Origin of the sequence: Ideonella margarita (genome assembly GCF_038066635.1) — a bacterium.
GTDB lineage: Bacteria > Pseudomonadota > Gammaproteobacteria > Burkholderiales > Burkholderiaceae_C > Ideonella > Ideonella margarita.
Map to the genome: position 1 here is coordinate 143,603 of NZ_JBBUTI010000010.1, position 17,332 is coordinate 160,934.

Genomic DNA, 17,332 nt, shown 5'->3' on the forward strand with positions numbered 1-17,332 from the left:
GTGACTCCTGAGTATTCGGGTGTGGAAGCTCCGCAGGGTAGGTGCGTGCCAAGACAATTTGGTGACGAAACGCATCTTGCTGTCACGGCCGGATACGCGGGCACCCCCTGAACATGGGGCAGCGAGGTGCTGGTGTGGGGTGGCCGAGGTGGCGATGGCTGGCTTGGGGCTGGCATGTCCACCAAGCCCGATCACAGCCTGTTTCACCCCTCTTTTCCTGCTCAAGTTTGGCGGGCGCCCGGGCAACATCGGCTTCAACATGGCTGATTCCGCCCAAGACCGCAACTTACCCGCTTCAGCGAAGAAGCAGCGCCGTGCCCGTGAGGACGGACAGCTGCCGCGTTCGCGTGATCTGGGTCACTTCACGGCCCTGGCCGTGGGCGGTGCCTTGCTGATGACCAGTGCGCGGCCGGTGTCGGCCTGGCTGCAGAACCTGCTGGCCGATGCGCTGCGGTTCGACAACGCGGTGGTCACCAACCCGGCCACCATGGGTGAGCGGCTGACCGGCCTGTTTGGCCAGGCGCTGCTGTTCATCGTGCCGCTGGGGCTGGTGATGATCGCGGTGGCGGTGCTCAGCGCCATGCTCACCGGCGGCTGGAATGTCAGCTTCAAGAGCCTGGGCCCCAACTTCTCGCGCTTCAACCCGATCACCGGCATCGGCCGCCTGTTCGACAAGCAGCATCTGATCGACGCGTTGAAGATGACCATCACCGCGCTGCTGCTGGGCACGGTGGGCTACTACTACTTCAAGGCGCACTTCGGTGATCTGGCCTCGCTGATGCTCTCGCCGTTGCCGGTGGCCGTGGACATGCTGGGCGGCACGATGGCGGGCGGCTTCGGCCTGCTGCTGCTGGTGCTGGGCGCCTGGGCCTTGATTGACGTGCCGCTGCAGCGTCACCTCTGGCTGGGCAAGCTGAAGATGACCCGCGAGGAAGTCAAGCAGGAACACAAGGAAGCGGAAGGCAACCCCGAGGTCAAGGGCAAGATCAAGCAGCGCATGCGCGAGATGAGCCGCAAGCGCATGCTGGCCGCGGTGCCGCAGGCCGACCTGGTGGTGATGAACCCGACCCACTATGCCGTGGCGCTGAAGTACGACGACCAGCGCATGGGCGCGCCGCGCGTGATTGCCAAGGGCAGTGATTTGCTGGCGCTGAAGATCCGTGATCTGGCGCGTGAATCGAAGGTGCCTGTGCTGCAGGCGCCGCCACTGGCCCGGGCCCTGTTCGCCCATGTGGAGGTGGACCAGGAAGTGCCCGCCGCGCTGTTCGCGGCCGTGGCCCAGGTGCTGGCCTGGGTGTATCAGTTGCGTGCCTCGCCCCGCCTGGCCTTGCCGGCCCCGGTGGTGGTGGTGCCGCCAGAGCTTGACCCCCACAACGTCCGTCCGAGTAGTACATGAACGGCTTCAACAAACAACTCCAGGCCCTGTTCGGCGACAACGCCGTGCTCCTGAAGGCGCTGATGGCGCCGCTGTTCATCGTCATGGTGCTGGCGATGATGGTGCTGCCGTTGCCAGCCTTCGCGCTGGACGTGCTGTTCACCTTCAACATCGCGATGTCGCTGATGGTGATGCTGGTGGCGGCCAACATGATCAAGCCCCTGGACTTCGCGGCCTTCCCGACCGTGCTGCTGGTGACCACGCTGCTGCGTCTGTCACTGAACGTGGCCTCGACCCGCGTGGTGCTGATGGAAGGCCACACTGGCGCAGGCGCAGCCGGCAAGGTGATCGAAGCCTTCGGCCACTTCTTGATCGGCGGCAACTTCGCGGTCGGCTTGATCGTCTTCGCGATCCTGGTGGTCATCAACTTCATCGTGGTGACCAAGGGCGCCGAGCGTATCGCTGAAGTTGGTGCGCGCTTCACCTTGGACGCCATGCCCGGCAAGCAGATGGCGATCGACGCCGACCTGAACGCCGGCCTGATCAACGAAGAGCAGGCCAAGAAGCGCCGCGCTGAAGTGGGCGAGGAAGCCGACTTCTTCGGCTCCATGGACGGTGCCTCGAAGTTCGTGCGTGGTGACGCGGTGGCCGGCATGCTGATCCTCGTGATCAATATCGTCGGCGGCTTCATCATCGGCGTGGCCCAGCACGGCCTGACCGTGAACGAAGCTGCGAATGCCTACATCCTGCTGGCGGTGGGTGATGCGCTGGTCGCACAGATTCCAGGCTTGCTGATCTCGGTGGCCGCGGCCATGGTGGTGTCGCGCGTGGGCAGCGAAACCGACGTGGGCAGCCAGATCCGCAGCCAGATGTTCAGCTCGCCGCGCTCGCTCGGCCTGACCGGCGGCATCATCTGCCTGCTGGGTCTTATCCCGGGCATGCCGAATGTGGTGTTTTTGCTGATGGGCGGCCTGATCGGCTACTACGCCTGGTGGCTGAGCCGCAAGAACAAGGCCGCTGCCGCCGCCCCCGCGCTGCCGAAGGACACCGGCGCACCGCAACCGAATGCCGAAGCCAGCTGGGACGACCTGCAGCCCGTGGACACGCTGGGCATGGAAGTGGGCTACCGCCTGATCGCGCTGGTCGACAAGGCCCGCCAGGGCGATCTGCTCGGCCGCATCAAGGGCGTGCGCAAGAAGTTCGCGCAAGACGTCGGCTTCCTGCCGCCATCAGTGCACATCCGCGACAACCTCGACCTGAAGCCCAGCATGTACCGCGTCACGCTGCGCGGCGCCGTGATCGGCGAGGGCGAGGCTTATCCGGGCATGTTCATGGCCATCAACCCGGGCGGCGGCGTGCCGCAACTGCCGGGCACCCGCACCATCGACCCGGCATTTGGCTTGCCGGCGGTGTGGATCGAAGAACGCCACAAGGAGCAGGCCCAAATGGCCGGATTTACGGTGGTTGATTGCTCGACTGTCGTGGCCACGCACCTTTCACACTTGATGCAGGTGAATGCCGCCAAGTTGCTGGGCAGAACCGAAGCCCAGGCCCTGGTTGAGCATGTGACCAAACTGGCCCCGAAGTTGATAGAAGACGTGGTTCCCAAAATGGTTGGCATCGCAACGCTGCAAAAAGTCCTTCAGCTCCTGCTGGAAGAAGGCGTGCACATCCGTGACTTCCGCTCCATCGTGGAGTGCCTGGCCGAGCATGCCGCCGTGGTGACCGACCCGGCCGAGCTGGCCCGCCGCATCCGCATCCACCTGGCCCCGGCCATCGTGCAGCAGATCTACGGCCCGGTGAAGGAGCTCGACGTGATCGCCCTGGAGCCCGACCTGGAACGCCTGGTCAACAACGCCCTGAATTCGCCCCATGGCGCCGTGCTGGACCCGGGTGTGGCTGACACCCTGACCCGCCAGGCCGCCGAAACCGCCAACAAGCAGGAGAGCCTGGGCCACCCGGCCTGCCTGCTGGTGCCGGATGCGCTGCGTGCGCCGCTGGCCCGACTGCTCAAGCGCGCAGCACCCCGCCTGAAGGTGCTGGCGCACAGCGAGATTCCTGAGACCCATTCGATCCGGATCGGCTCGATCATCGGAGGTGCAGCATGAACGTCAAACGATTCACCGCGCGGACGTCGCGTGAGGCCTTTGCCCTGGTTCGCCAGGCCTTTGGCGAAGATGCCGTCGTGCTCTCCACCCGACCGTCGCCCGATGGCGTTGAAGTGCTGGCCATGGCGCCGGACAGTGTCGACCAGCTGGAGAAGGTGTCGGCTGGCCGCACCGCAGCGCCTGCGCCGGCACGTGCCGCCGCACCGCGCGCTGACAGCCTGGCCGCCCGGGTGGAACGCCAGACGCCCGAGCGCCCCGCACCGGGCCGCCGCCTGGCTGACCGCCTGCCGGCCCCGACCAACGTGGAAGACGATGTGGAACAGCTGGCGATGAGCACGCTGTCCTTCCAGGATTACGTGCGTGAGCGCATGCTGAAGCGCCGCCACGCCGCCCTTGGTGGCACGCCTGAGCAAGCCGCACCGGAAGCTGATGCCTACGCCGAGCCCGCTCCGGCGGCCTATGCCGAACCAGTGCTGGCACCGCAGTTCCAGCGCCCGGCACCCGCTGCTCCGGCGCCTGCCTTTGCACCTGCCCCTGCAGCGGCGGCCCGCGCCCCAGCCGCCATGCCGCAGCGCCGCGCCCCGGCCCGACCGCTGAACGACATGGCCCCGGCCGACCTGCCGGTGCTCAGCGAAGCTGGCCTGGCTGCCAGCGGCCGTCGCGAACAGAACGACATGGTCAACGAGCTGCGCGCCATGAAGGGCCTGATCGAAGAGCGCTTCGGCGCCCTGGCCTTCATGGAAAAGCTGGGCCGTGAGCCTCGCCAGGCGCTGCTGGCGCAGAAGATGATGGACACCGGCTTCTCGCCCGGCCTGGTGCGCAAGCTGGTGGACGCCCTGCCAGCCACCGCCGCCGACGAAGTGGCCTGGGCCACCACGGTGCTCGAGCGCAACGTGCTGACCGGTGAGCATGAAGCCGCGCTGGAAGAGCAGGGCGGCGTGTTTGCCCTGATCGGCTCGACCGGCGTGGGCAAGACCACCACCACCGCCAAGCTGGCCGCCGCCTTCGCCACCGCGCACGGCGCTGCCAACCTCGGCCTGATCACCCTGGACGCTTACCGGGTCGGTGCCCACGAACAGCTGCGCGCCTATGGCCGCATCCTGGGCGTGCCGGTGCATACCGCCCACGACAAGACCTCGCTCGAAGACCTGCTCGAGCTGCTGTCGGCCAAGAAGATGGTGCTCATCGACACCGCCGGCATGGCCCAGCGCGACAGCCGCACCCGCGAGCTGCTCGACATGCTCTCGCATCGCTCCATCCAGCGCCTGCTGGTGGTCGACGCTGCAGCGCAGGGCGAAACCATTGACGACGTGGTCACCGCCTGGCGCGCCGCGCAGTGCAAGGGCGTGATCCTGTCGAAGATCGACGAAGCCGTGAAGCTGGCTCCGGCGCTTGACGCCGTGATCCGCCACCGCCTGAAGGTGCTGGGCGTGGCCAACGGCCAGCGCGTGCCGGAAGACTGGCACCGTCTGTCATCGAACGCGCTGATGCACCGTGCCATGCGCGGCGGCGGCAGCGCCACCTGGCGCATGGAAGCGGGTGATGTGCAGCTGGTCTTCTCGGCCATGCACCAGCGCCCCACCGTGCCTGGCAGCGGCAACCTGCACATCTGATCACCATGGCGGCCTTTTCCAACGCTCTTCACGCCACCGATCAGGCGGACGGCCTGCGACGCCTTTTTGGCGGCAGCAGCCAGCGCCTGGTGCCGGTGGTGCACAACCCGCATGTCGTGTGTTCCGGCGTGCTGATGGAACGCCTGAGCCTGGCCATGGCCGAGCTCGGTGCCCGCATCCTGGTGGTGGACGCGGCTGACAACGCGCCCGTTGCCCATGAACTGGTCGACATCGACCTGCCGGCCTGCATCGAACGCCTGGACGACCATGTGGCTTATCTCGCTGCCCGTGGCCTGCCACGCCGGCATGTGGACATGCGCGGCTCCAGCGAGGCCTGGCTGGCCGCGGTGGAGCAGGCGGCGCCCTGGGCCGACGTCATCGTGCTGCATGCCGGCGCGCGTGACCTGGCACGCATGTGCGGCCCTCGTGAAATCAGCCCGATTCTGCTGGCCACCGTGGAGTCGCCCAGCTTGACCGATGCCTACGCGTCGATGAAGCTGCTGTCGCAGCGTCTGGGGCTGCGAGTTTTTGATTTGCTGGTGGGCATGCAGGCCCGTCCGCGCCGCGCTGCGGCGGTGGGCGAGCGGCTGGCCACCTGTGCCGACAACTTTCTGGGCGCCGTGCTGCGTGCCTGCGTACCGGTGGACCGCACCGAGCCGCTGAACCAGCCGGCCTCCGAACCCTTGAGCCGCCTGGCCGCCCAACAGATGTTGGGCCTGGCCGGAGCGGGAGAACTTGCGCTGCTGCCGGACGCCTCGATGCGCCCGCAAGCAGTTGCACATTACTGAAGCCTTGCCGGGAGACCCAGATGTATACCGCCACAGGAAGACTCGACAACAGCGCCCTGCTCAAGCAGTACAGCCCGCTGGTTCGCCGACTGGCCCACCAGATGATTGCCAAGCTGCCGGCCAACGTCGAGATCGACGACCTCATCCAGGTGGGCATGATCGGCCTCAACGATGCGCTGGGCCGCTTCGATCTGGGCCAGGGCGTGCAGTTCGAGACCTTTGCCACTCAGCGCATCCGCGGCGCCATGCTGGACGAGCTGCGCGGCAGTGACTGGATGAGCCGGGGCAACCGCCGCCAGCAACGTGAAATCGAAGGCGCGGTGCACAAGCTGGAGCAGCGCCTGGGCCGTCCGCCGCAGGAAAGCGAGATCGCCGGCGAGCTGGGCATTTCGCTGGGCGACTACCAGGACATCCTGACCAAGGTGCGCGGCACCCAGCTGGTGTACCTGGAGGACATGACCGGTGACGACGGCAGCGACGATTTTCTCGATCGGCACGTGGCCAGCGAAGAAGCGAATCCGCTGTCGCTGCTGCAGGACCACCGCATGCGCGAGGCGCTGGTCGAGGCCATCAAGCACTTGCCCGAGCGTGAGCAGTACGTGATGAGCATGTACTACGAGCACGACATGAACCTGAAGGAAATCGCCGCCGTGCTGGGCGTGACCGAATCGCGGGTGTGCCAGCTGCACAGCCAGTCGATTGCCCGCCTGCGCTCGAAGTTGCGCAGCTGGTGAGACGCAACGCTTGCGGTTGAAAAGAGGGCGCCCTGGAGGCGCCCTTTTTGTTTTGGCTTGCCCGTTGGATGAGCTCATCGTCTGATGCCGGTTGAGCTTTATGAACCCCCTTCACTGCACTGTCACGAGGTGTAAATAGCATCCGCTGCTTTTCCGGGTCAGCCCCTTGGCCGGCCCGCCTGAAGCCAGCCTGGATGCCCTCGTGATCAAGTTTTTTGCCCTCCGCCTGACCCCGCTCGCACTGGCGATGTCCCTCGTTGCCTGTGGTGGCTCTGGTGACAGCAGCCTGTCAAACCCGCCCGTGGGCCTGGGCCGTGAGGACACCGCCCCGGTGCCCGATGAAACCAAGGTGCTGCCCTATGTGGACTATGCCTACACCAACCAGCGCGGCATGGCGCAGTACGCCACGCTGAGCACCAATGCGGGTGTTCGCGTGGTGTCTGGTTTCCTTGATCTGTGGACCCCCAGCTCCTTGATCGTCGATGCCGGGCAGACCGCGCCTGCCACGGGCAACTTCCCGGCAGTGACGGCCTCAGCCTGGAGCGGCATTCCCGGTGACGCCACCGACGGCAAGAAGGTGAACGCCGCTGTGCTGGACGCCAACATCCAGTACGTGGTGAACCTCACCGCCAACCGCACGGCCGAGCAGGCCACGGCAGCCTATCTTGATGACCGCCGCCAGAAGGGCTACAGCGTCACCGATGGCCTTGGCCCCTTGACCGATGCCTGGCGCACAGTGGCCCGCCAGACCACCACCATCACCGGCGTGCCGGCCGATGCCACCACCAAGCTTTACAACGATGGCGGCAACAACATCGGCGTGGGCGTGGCCGGCGGCAACACCGAATTCGGCACCGTGGTCGACTTCGTGAACAGCCCGCCCAACGGCTCGACCGAGCCCGCCAAGCGCTTCTTCAAGTACGCCCGCCCATGGCGCTGGAGCACCAGCGTGAGCGTCGTGCCGAGCCTGGTGCCCGCCAAGAGCAGCACGCCCGCCACCGACGGCGGCTTCATCAGCGGCCACTCGGCCGAGGCGGTGCGCAGCGGCCTGATGATGGCCTACGTGGTGCCTGAGCGTTATGCCGAACTGGTGGCCCGTTCGCTGGAGCTGGGCGAGAACCGCATCATGGCCGGCATGCACTCCCCACTCGACGTGATCGGTGGCCGCATCCAGGCCCAGGCCGTGATTGCTGCAGCCCTGTACAACCAGGCCAACAAGCAGGTGCCCAACCCGGCCGGCGGCACGCTGGTGGTGGCTGACCAGCGCGACGCCGCCCGCACGCAGGCCCGCACGGCCCTGATGACGGCCGTGGGCGCGAAGGACGCGCTGGCGCTGCAAGCCTTTGCCCAATCCGGCACCAGCACCAACGACCGCTTTGCCGACCAAACCGCGATGCGCGCGGCGGCCCTGCGTCGCCTGACCTTCGGCTTCAGCCCGATTGCCGCCACCGACAAGGCTGCGGTGGTGCCGAAGGCGGCGGAGCTGCTGCTGGAAACCCGCTTCCCTTACCTGAGCGCCACGCAGCGCCGGGTGGTGTTGAAGTCGACCGCGCTGCCCTCGGGCTACCCCGCGATGGACGACGCCGAAGGCTGGGGCCGCCTGAACCTGTTCGCTGCCGCACAAGGCTACGGCGCGCTGCAAGGCGACGTGACGGTGCAGATGGACGCAGCCCAGGGCGGCTTCCACGCCCGCGACACCTGGCGCAATGACCTGACCGGCGCGGGCCGCCTGCTCAAGACCGGCTCTGGCGAGCTGCGCCTGGCCGGCGCCGCCAGCACCTTCACCGGCGGCATCTGGCTGCAGGGCGGCACGCTGGCCGCTGACACCGCCACCGCACTGGGTGCCGGCGATGTCTACATCGAACAAGGCGCGCTGCAAGTGGTGGCCAGCCAGCCGGTGCAGGTCAGCCGCAACCTGACCCAGCTGCCCACCGGCACGCTGCAGGTGGTGCTGGGCGCCAAGGGCCAGGGCAGCCTGAACGTGTCGGGCACCGCCCGCATCGAAGGCGACCTGCAGGTGAGCTTCGCTGCCGGCATGGCCCCGAAGGTGGGCGACGTGCTGCCGGTGCTGACCCACGGTGCGCGCTTCGGCAACTTCCGCCGCATTACCGTCAGCGGCTACAAGGCCGTGGCGGTGTATTCGGACACGGGTGTGAGCTTGAAGATCACGGCGGTGGGTGGCTGAGCGAATCGCCCGGAAATGCAAAAAAGCCCACGCGAGTGGGCTTTTGTTTGGGGAAATCAACCGCAGCCTCAGGCCTGCAGCACGCCGCCTTGTGAGGGCGGCCGGTAGGCCTGCCCCTGTGCGCCATACAAGCCCGGGCGGCCGGCTTGTGCGTCGGGCAGCAACACGTCGATCGCGCGGTCCAGGGCGGTGGTGGCGCGGGCCACGGCTTCGCGCTGGGCAGCCACCTGGCCACCGGTCATCGCCAGTCGGCGACGCAAAGTGGGCGGCACGCCGCCGTGGCGGGCAGCGCTGCTGAAGCGGTCAACGGCGGCGGCGAGCGCGCGGTGCAGGTCAGACGCCGCCTGCTCGGTGGCGGCGGGGTCTTGTTGTTTCAGGGCGGTGCCCAGGGCAGCCAGGTGCAGCTCGACCTGCCCGAGGCAGGTTTCGAGTTCGGCGGTTTCACGCACCGCCGCTTGTTCGGGGGACGAGCTCAACATGATGGCTTGTTGCCGGCCGGCGCCGGCAAAGAGGCGAATTCAAACGTCAACGAGGATCACGACCACCAGGTGGCCGCAGCAGCCCTGCTCTCAGCGGCGGCGCTGCAACAGCTCGTCGGCGTTGCTGATCAGCTTGTCGGCGATCTTTTCCGGGTTGATCTTGAACTCGCCGTTGCGGATGGCCGCAGCGATGCGCTCGACCTTGGCCGCGTCGAAGCTGCCTTCGCCGGAAGCGCTGGTCAGCATGCTGGCGGTGGCCGACAGGGCGACCTTGGTGCCGTTCTCCGAGGCTTCGGTGGCACCGGCTTTCTTGTCGGCAGTCTGGGCTTTGCGATCCGCATTCAGCGTGGTCGCCAAGCTGGAAACGTCTGGTGAGCCGATTTTCATGATGATCTCCTGCGGGGCCTGAGGGCCTCAGAACTCCCGGTACACATGATCGTAGTATCGGAGGGCCACGAAAGAACTTTAATGGTTTTCATCGTGGAGATGGCGGTCGTTTAGATGGGTGTTTGGTCTGTACTTCACCCTTTATGTCGGCCACCTGGTGCCGACGCTTGAGGGTCACAGCTTCACCTCGACTTGTCGATCGGCGGTTGGGCGGCCGGTGAGCGTGCGCCCGTTCTCGGTGCGCACCTTCACGAACTGGCCTTCCAGGCCCGGGCCCATGGCCTGGCCTTCGGTCACGATCTGCCAGCCGTTGCCCATGGCCAGCACGCGCACGGTTTCCCCGGCGGCAAACCACTGGCGTTGTTTCAGGTCGGTGGTGCGCAGGGTAGTGCCTGCCGCCAGCGGACGGGTGAGGCTGCGGCCCAGTGCCAGGCCGGGCACGGCCACGGTGGTGCCGGGCGCATCCGACACATCCACTTCCGCCAGGCCCAGGTGGGTGCTGTCGAGCACGGTGCCGGCGGGCAGGGCGCTGGCCACCACCACCGCCTGGCGCCACAGGCGCACGGTCACAGGCAGGGTCACGTTCCAGTTCTTCGGGCCGTCCACGCAGCGCAAACCGATGCGGCTGCGGCCCAGGGCGGGTACGCCAGCGGGCAGGTAGGTGTCGATCTTGAGGCAGGGGGCCAGCTGCAGGCGGCTGTCGAGCGTGCCCACCACCACCTCGATGCGGCCGTTGGCGGCGTCGGCTTCCGGGGTTCGGGCCAATTGAGTGGCGCCCTGGCGCGCCAGGGCTTCAATGTCCTGCAGCGGAAGCTCGTTGGTCTGGGCCAGGCTGGCCTGGGCCAGCAACAAGCTGGCCATCAGCGCCCGGAGCAGGGCAGCGGTGCGGGCGAGGGGGCGGGGCGGCATGGTGGCAACGTCATTCGGGGATGCCGCCAATGTAGGGACGCACGTGGGCCGGGGTGCGCAGAAATGCGCTGCCCGGCGGGGTCTATTCGCCCCTTCCGGTGGCTGCCCGCACTTTCACAATCGCCCCACGTTCTGATCCGTGTGCCCGTGTCGTGTTGTTGTCGGCACACCAGAGCGACTCCTGAAGGGGAGATTCACCATGCTGAACCGCTTGACGCAAAACCTGGACTTTCAGACCGAGGCGCTCACCTTGCGCGCCGAGCGGCAGCGTCTGATTGCCAGCAACATCGCGAATGCCGACACGCCCGGTTATGTGGCCCGCGAGATGGATTTCTCGCAGGCCCTGCGGGAAGCCACCGGCAGCCTGGCCGCAGGTGGTGCCGCCCGCATGCAGACCACGCAGTCCGGCCACATCCAGCCGATGGCCGGCAGCCTGGGCGGGCCGGTGGGCCTGAAGTACGCCGCGGCCGCGCAAACCAACCTCGATCGCAACTCGGTGGACATGGACCGCGAACGCGCGTCCTTCGCCGAGAACTCGGTCAAGTACGAAGCCACCCTGCGCTTCATCAACGGCAGCGTGCGCTCGATGCTCGATGCCATGAAGAGCCCCAGCCAGGGCTGATTAGGAGCACGTCATGAGCATGTTCAAGGTCTTCGACATTTCCGGCAGCGCCGTCAGCGCGCAGAGCCAGCGGCTGAACGTGGTGGCCTCCAACCTGGCCAACGCCGACACCGTGGCCGGCCCCGATGGCCAGGTCTACAAGGCCCGCAACGTGGTCTTCAAGACCGTGATGATGGACACCGCCGGCAGCGCGGCCCGTGGCGAGGCCGACAACCCGGTGATGGCCAGTGCCGGCGTGCGGGTGTCTGACGTGACCGAAGACCAGACCCCCGGCCGCAAGGTGCTGAACCCGGCGCACCCGCTGGCGGACAAGGACGGCTACGTCACCTACAGCAACGTGAATGCGGTGGAGGAGATGGTCAACATGATCTCTTCCTCGCGCTCCTACCAGAACAACATCGAGGTCATGAACACGGCCAAGTCGCTGTTGCAGAAGACCTTGCAGATGGGCCAGGGCGTTTGAGCCCGGCCTCCACACCCGCTTCTGAAAGTCCGACATGACCACCATCGCCAACAACACCGTCACCAACACCGCGGCCTCCAGCGCCACGGCCACCGGCTCGTCAGCCACCTCGGCCAGTGAGCAGTCCGACCGGTTCCTGAAGCTGCTGGTCGCCCAGATGCAGAACCAGGACCCGCTGAACCCGCTGGACAACGCACAGGTGACGAGCCAGATGGCGCAGATCAGCACGGTCAACGGGCTGGAAAAGGTCAACACCACCATCGGCGGGCTGGGCAGCCAGTTCACCCAGCTGCAGGCTATGCAGGGCGCAGCATTGGTGGGCCACGACGTGGCGATCGAGGGCAATGCCCTGCGTGAAACCGCGGGCAAAGGCGATGGCGGCTACGAGCTGAGCAGCAAGGCCGACAAGGTCAAGATCGAGATCAGCACGGCCGACGGCACGGTGGTGAAGACCATCAACGAAACCTCGCTGGATGCCGGCCGCCACACCTTCAACTGGGACGTGCCGTCGTCGTTGCAAGGCACCGGGCTGACCTACAAGGTCACGGCCACGGCAGGCGACAAGACGGTTCAGTCGATGACGCTGCAGCACGAGCGCATCAGCGCCGTCAGCACTTTCGGCAACCAGCTGGCCGTGGAGCTGGGCAATGGCAACCGCATCGCCTACGACGCCATCTGGGCCTTCCTCTGAACACCGTGCTGCACACGCACACCCCCACTGAATTCGCCAGGAGCACACCATGAGCTTTCAACAAGGACTTTCCGGTCTGAACGTCACCTCCAAGAGCCTGGAGGTGATCGGCAACAACGTGGCGAACGCCAACACCTATGGCGCCAAGGCGTCGCGGGCGGAGTTTGCCGACATGTATGCCAATGCGCTGAACGGCGCCGGCGTGAACAACATCGGCATCGGCGTGCGGCTGGCGGCGGTGTCGCAGCAGTTCACCCAGGGCGGCATCACGTCGACCGAGAATCCGATGGACGTGGCCATCAACGGCGGCGGCTTCTTCCAGCTGACCGACGGCGTTAATCCGGTCACCTACAGCCGCAACGGCCAGTTCAAGGTCGACAAGGAAGGCTACATCGTCAACAACGAGAAGCTGCAGCTGATGGGCTACCAGGCCGACGGCAATGGCGTGATCCAGCCGGGCCTGGCCGTGCCGTTGCGCCTGCCGACCGCCGGCATCTCGCCTGCCGAAACCAACAAGGTGAACCTGGAGTTCAACCTCGATTCGCGCGAAGGTGTGCGTGACCCGGGTGCCACCGTGTCGCCGCGCATCGACTTCACCGATGCGGACACCTACAACAAGGCCACTTCGGTGACCGTGTTTGACCAGAAGGGCCAGCCCGTGGCCCTGACGTACTACTTCCAGAAGACGGACACCGACAAGTGGAACGTCTACGCCACCGCCAACGGCAAGACCATCGGCGGCGTTGACGGTGATCCGCAGCCGATCAGCGGCACCGATGCACTGAGCTTCACCACCGACGGCGCAACGATTTCGCCGTCCTCGCTCACTGTCGACATCCCGGCGTCCACCAATGTGAACGGCGCCGTCACGCTGCCGATCAGTGGCGTGGAGATTGATCTGTCGGGCTCGACCCAGTACGGCACCAACTTCGCCACCACCAACGTGGCGCAGGACGGCTATGCGCCGGGCTCGCTGACCAGCATCGTCATCGAAGGCACGGGCATCGTGATGGCGCGTTATTCGAACGGCCAGTCCAAGCCGGCCGGCCAGGTCGAGCTGGCCTCGTTCCGCAACCCGCAGGGCCTGCAGCCGATGGGCGGCAACGGCTGGCAACGCACCTATGCCTCGGGTGACCCGGTGGTGGGCACGCCGGGCGTGGGCAACATGGGTGATCTGCAATCGGGCGCGCTGGAAGAGTCGAACGTCGACCTGACCGGCGAGCTGGTGAACATGATCACCGCGCAGCGCAACTACCAGGCCAATGCGCAGACCATCAAGACGATGGACCAGGTCATGCAGACGCTGGTCAACCTGCGTTGATGTCCTTCACCGACTGAGCTGAACGGGAGCCGCCATGGACCGCATGATCTACCTCTCGATGGCCGGGGCCAAGGCCGCGATGCAGCGCCAGGAAGTGCTCTCGCACAACCTGGCCAACGTGGCCACCACCGGCTTTCGCGAGCAGATGGCCGCGTTCCGCGCGGTGCCCGTGCGCGGCGATGGCGCCTCCACCCGGGTGTATTCGCTCGAAACCACCACGGGCTACAACCCCGATGCCGGCCCCATCGCCGCCACCGGGCGCAACCTGGATGTGGCGATGAAGGGCAATGCCTGGATGGCCGTGCAGTCGCTCGACGGCACCGAGGCCTACACGCGGGCGGGCTCGCTCGATGTGAATGCCGAAGGCTTGCTGGTGGCGCGTGGCGGCTTGCCGGTGAATGGCGACGCCGGCCCGCTGACGGTGCCGACCAATGCGTCGGTCGACATCGCACCCGACGGCACCGTTTCAGCCACCGTGCCTGGCGGCCGTCCGCAGGCGATCGGCAAGATCAAGATGGTGACGCCGGAGGTGGCGCTCAAACGTGGTGACGACGGCCTGTTCCGCAGCGCCGATGGCAACGATCTGGATGCCGACCCCAACGCACGTCTGCAGGACGGCGCGCTCGAAGGCTCGAACGTCAGCCCGGTGCAGACGATGGTCGCGATGATCTCGGCGGCGCGGCAGTTCGAGCACCAGATGAAGCTGCTGCAGCTGTCTGAAAAACAGGACCAGCAGGCCTCGCGTCTGCTGGGGCAGGGCGGTTGATGCACAGCGTCGGCGCAGATTGAAAAACGGGGCCTTCGAGGCCCCTTTTTCATGCCCTTGCCGGGCTCAAGTTCGGCGGATCATCGGTTTCGACTTGCAGTACCCCTCAGGAGCCTGGCCATGATCCGTTCACTCTGGATTTCAAAGACCGGGATGGAAGCCCAGCAGATGCAGCTGGACCACATCTCGAACAACCTGTCCAACGTGGCCACCACCGGCTACAAACGCTCGCATGCCGCCTTCGAGGATTTGATCTATCAAAACCTGCGGCAGTCGGGTGCGGCGTCTTCTGAAGCCACGCAGCTGCCGACCGGCCTGCAGGTGGGCCTGGGTACACGCGCCGTGGCCAGCTCGCGCAACTTCAGCCAGGGCAACCTGCAGCAGAGCAGCGGCACGCTGGACGTGGCGATCAAGGGCAACGGCTTCTTCCAGATAAACAACCCCGACGGCACCACGGGCTACACCCGTGACGGCTCGTTCCAGCTGGACAACGCGGGGCAGATCGTCACCAACAACGGCTACCTGGTGCAGCCGGGCATCACCATTCCGGCCAATGCGCAGAGCGTGACGATTGCCAATGACGGCACGGTCACGGTCAGCCTGCCGGGCCAGGCAACACCCGCCACCGTGGGTCAGCTGCAGATGGCCAGCTTCATCAATCCGGCCGGCCTGGAGCCGCGCGGCCAGAACCTGTATGCGGAAACGGCTGCCTCGGGCGCGCCCAACCAGTCGGCGCCCGGCACCAACGGCATGGGTTCTCTGCAACAGGGTTTCCTGGAAACCTCGAACGTGAACGTGGTGGAAGAGCTGGTCTCGATGATCCAGACCCAGCGCGCCTACGAGCTCAACTCGAAGGCCGTGTCCACCTCTGACCAGATGCTGCAGCGCCTCGCGCAGCTCTGATCGCTGATGGGCCAGATTGGCCTGCTTGTTTGTCCGGCGTGGCCAAGGCCGCGCCCCTTCCGGAGTTTGACCATGCGCAAGCCCCTCGCCTTGTTCGCCGTCACGGCCCTCAGTGCCGCCGTGTTGTCTGGCTGCAGCACCATCTATCCGCTGCCGCAGGTGCAGTTCGCCAGCGCCACCGCGCCCGAAGTGCCTGCCAGCGGCCCGCCGGCCATGCCTGATCTGCAACCGCTGCCCCTGCAGCCGGCGTACCAGCCTGTGCTGACGGGCTCGATCTACCAGAGCGCGGCCTACCGGCCCCTGTTCGAGGACCACCGCGCCCGCATGGTGGGTGACACGCTCACCGTGCAGATCGTTGAAAAGATCAGCGCGGTGCAGAAGGCCACCAGCACCATCGACAAGACCGGTGCGGCCAAGGGCACGATCACCAACCTGCCGATCTTCGGCGTGAATGCCTTCCGCAAGGCCACGGCCGATGCGTCGGGCAGCAATACCTTCGAAGGCAAGGGCACCACCGAGAGCAGCAATGACTTCTCCGGCACCATCACGGCCACCGTGGTGGGCGTGTTGCCCAACGGCCACCTGCTGATCGCCGGCGAGAAGCAGATCGGCCTGAACCAGCACGTGGATGTGCTGCGATTCACCGGTCAGGTGGATCCGCGCGCCATTCTTCCGGGCAACAGCGTGCAGAGCGCGCAGATCGCCAACGTGCGTGTGGAGCATCGAGGTCAAGGCGCGATGGCCGATGCTCAGGGAATAGGCTGGTTGGGACGATTCTTTTTGAATCTTCTACCCATTTAAGTTTGCCCAGAATCGTTGGCAGGCCCTTCCTTACCTGACCAACGCCATGACCACCTTCCAACACCGCCGCCTGTCGATTCGCACCACCGTGATGGTGGCGCTGGCCGCGATGCTGGCGGCACTCGCGGCCCCGGTGGCCGCCCAGAGCACCCAGCGCATCAAGGAAGTTGCTGCCGTTCAAGGCGTGCGCAGCAACCAGCTGCTGGGTTACGGCCTGGTGGTGGGCCTGGACGGCACGGGTGACCAGACGGCCCAGGCGCCGTTCACCACCCAGGGCCTGAACTCGATGCTGCAGCAGATGGGCATCACCGTGCCGCCCGGTACGGCCATGCAGCTCAAGAACATCGCCGCAGTGCTGGTGACGGCACAGATGCCGGCCTTCGCCCAACCCGGCCAGCAGATCGACGTGAGCATCGCCTCCATCGGCAATGCCAAGAGCCTGCGCGGCGGCACGCTGGTGGCCACGCCGCTCAAGGGCGCCGATGGCCAGGTCTACGCCGTGGCCCAGGGCAACATGATCGTGGGCGGTGCCGGCGCATCGGCCGGTGGCGCCAAGGTCACCATCAACCACCTGAGTGGCGGCCGCATCCCGCAGGGCGCCACCATCGAGCGCTCCGTGCCCACGCCGCTGAATGTGGGCGACAGCATCCAGCTGGATCTGAACTCGGCCGATTACTCCACCGCCCGCGCCGTGGCCAATGCGATCAACAAGGCCAAGGGCGATGGCACGGCCGCTGCACTCGACGGCCGCGTGGTGCGCGTGAAGGCACCGCAGGGCTCGGACCGCGTCGCCTTCATGGCCGACATCGAGAACCTGCCACTGGCGCTGGAAAAGCCCGCCGCCCGCGTGGTGCTGAACCCGCGCACCGGCTCCATCGTGATGAACCAGGCCGTGACGCTGGCGCCGTGCGCCGTGGCACACGGCAGCCTGTCCGTCACCATCAACACCACGCCTGTCATCAGCCAGCCCAACGCCTTGTCGGGCGGCACCACGGCGCAGGCCGAGAAGACCGACATCTCGATCCAGCAGCAGGGCGGCGCCCTCATCACCTTGCCCGCCAGCGCGCAGCTGGCCGACGTGGTGAAGGCGCTGAACTCGCTCGGCGCCACGCCCCAGGATTTGCTGGCCATCCTGCAGGCGATGAAATCGGCCGGCTCGCTGCAAGCTGAGCTGGAGGTGATCTGAC

The 17,332-nt window shown here is 66.4% G+C and carries 17 protein-coding genes; 14 read left to right on the plus strand and 3 right to left on the minus strand.

Annotated elements, in window-relative coordinates:
• The first annotated feature begins 259 nt into the window (after positions 1-259).
• The 6 genes from flhB (at position 260) to AACH00_RS15180 (ending at position 8,803) form a co-directional block, all read left to right on the plus strand.
• On the plus strand, positions 260-1,396 hold the full coding sequence (gene flhB, locus AACH00_RS15155; protein ID WP_341400005.1) for a flagellar biosynthesis protein FlhB: 1,137 nt from the start codon (positions 260-262) through the stop codon (positions 1,394-1,396).
• The gene (flhA, locus tag AACH00_RS15160; RefSeq protein ID WP_341400006.1) at positions 1,393-3,483 is read left to right on the plus strand and encodes a flagellar biosynthesis protein FlhA; all 2,091 of its coding nucleotides are present in this window, start codon (positions 1,393-1,395) and stop codon (positions 3,481-3,483) included. Before flhB ends, flhA begins: the two co-directional genes overlap by 4 nt.
• Entirely contained in the window at positions 3,480-5,096 is a 1,617-nt protein-coding gene (gene flhF, locus AACH00_RS15165) for a flagellar biosynthesis GTPase FlhF (protein WP_341400007.1), read from the plus strand. The genes flhA and flhF overlap by 4 nt, the downstream gene beginning before the upstream one ends.
• A gap of 5 nt (positions 5,097-5,101) precedes the next feature.
• Entirely contained in the window at positions 5,102-5,884 is a 783-nt protein-coding gene (locus AACH00_RS15170) for a MinD/ParA family ATP-binding protein (protein ID WP_341400008.1), read from the plus strand.
• Between the two features lie 20 nt (positions 5,885-5,904).
• On the plus strand, positions 5,905-6,618 hold the full coding sequence (locus tag AACH00_RS15175) for an RNA polymerase sigma factor FliA (RefSeq protein WP_341400009.1): 714 nt from the start codon (positions 5,905-5,907) through the stop codon (positions 6,616-6,618).
• A gap of 247 nt (positions 6,619-6,865) precedes the next feature.
• A complete protein-coding gene (locus tag AACH00_RS15180) occupies positions 6,866-8,803 on the plus strand; it encodes a phosphatase PAP2 family protein (RefSeq protein WP_341400010.1) in 1,938 nt (645 codons plus the stop codon).
• A gap of 68 nt (positions 8,804-8,871) precedes the next feature.
• On the opposite strand, the gene AACH00_RS15185 is transcribed toward AACH00_RS15180, so the two are convergent.
• The 3 genes from AACH00_RS15185 to flgA all read right to left on the minus strand — a co-directional run bounded on the left by AACH00_RS15185 (position 8,872) and on the right by flgA (position 10,578).
• The gene (locus tag AACH00_RS15185; RefSeq protein WP_341400011.1) at positions 8,872-9,282 is read right to left on the minus strand and encodes a hypothetical protein; all 411 of its coding nucleotides are present in this window, start codon (positions 9,280-9,282) and stop codon (positions 8,872-8,874) included.
• Between the two features lie 90 nt (positions 9,283-9,372).
• On the minus strand, positions 9,373-9,669 hold the full coding sequence (gene flgM / locus AACH00_RS15190; RefSeq protein WP_341400012.1) for a flagellar biosynthesis anti-sigma factor FlgM: 297 nt from the start codon (positions 9,667-9,669) through the stop codon (positions 9,373-9,375).
• Positions 9,670-9,843: 174 nt separating this feature from the next.
• Positions 9,844-10,578, minus strand: a complete 735-nt coding sequence (gene flgA / locus AACH00_RS15195) for a flagellar basal body P-ring formation chaperone FlgA (RefSeq protein WP_341400013.1) — start codon at positions 10,576-10,578, stop codon at positions 9,844-9,846.
• A 199-nt stretch (positions 10,579-10,777) separates the two neighbouring features.
• On the opposite strand from flgA, the gene flgB reads away from it, so the two are divergent.
• The 8 genes from flgB to AACH00_RS15235 all read left to right on the plus strand — a co-directional run bounded on the left by flgB (position 10,778) and on the right by AACH00_RS15235 (position 17,331).
• Positions 10,778-11,200: a flagellar basal body rod protein FlgB gene (flgB, locus tag AACH00_RS15200; protein WP_341400014.1), complete on the plus strand. Its 423-nt coding sequence runs from the start codon at positions 10,778-10,780 to the stop codon at positions 11,198-11,200.
• Between the two features lie 13 nt (positions 11,201-11,213).
• Positions 11,214-11,663: a flagellar basal body rod protein FlgC gene (flgC, locus tag AACH00_RS15205; RefSeq protein WP_341400015.1), complete on the plus strand. Its 450-nt coding sequence runs from the start codon at positions 11,214-11,216 to the stop codon at positions 11,661-11,663.
• Between the two features lie 34 nt (positions 11,664-11,697).
• A complete protein-coding gene (locus AACH00_RS15210; RefSeq protein WP_341400016.1) occupies positions 11,698-12,354 on the plus strand; it encodes a flagellar hook assembly protein FlgD in 657 nt (218 codons plus the stop codon).
• Between the two features lie 49 nt (positions 12,355-12,403).
• Positions 12,404-13,675 carry a flagellar hook protein FlgE gene (gene flgE / locus AACH00_RS15215; RefSeq protein WP_341400017.1) on the plus strand — a complete coding sequence of 424 codons (1,272 nt, stop codon included), beginning with the start codon at positions 12,404-12,406 and terminating at the stop codon, positions 13,673-13,675.
• Between the two features lie 34 nt (positions 13,676-13,709).
• Entirely contained in the window at positions 13,710-14,441 is a 732-nt protein-coding gene (flgF, locus tag AACH00_RS15220) for a flagellar basal-body rod protein FlgF (RefSeq protein ID WP_341400018.1), read from the plus strand.
• Between the two features lie 120 nt (positions 14,442-14,561).
• Positions 14,562-15,344 (plus strand): flagellar basal-body rod protein FlgG, encoded by a 783-nt coding sequence (gene flgG / locus AACH00_RS15225; protein ID WP_341400019.1) that lies wholly within the window; start codon positions 14,562-14,564, stop codon positions 15,342-15,344.
• Between the two features lie 72 nt (positions 15,345-15,416).
• Positions 15,417-16,145 carry a flagellar basal body L-ring protein FlgH gene (locus tag AACH00_RS15230; RefSeq protein WP_341400020.1) on the plus strand — a complete coding sequence of 243 codons (729 nt, stop codon included), beginning with the start codon at positions 15,417-15,419 and terminating at the stop codon, positions 16,143-16,145.
• Between the two features lie 46 nt (positions 16,146-16,191).
• A complete protein-coding gene (locus AACH00_RS15235; RefSeq protein WP_341400021.1) occupies positions 16,192-17,331 on the plus strand; it encodes a flagellar basal body P-ring protein FlgI in 1,140 nt (379 codons plus the stop codon).
• The last annotated feature ends 1 nt before the right edge of the window (position 17,332 follow it).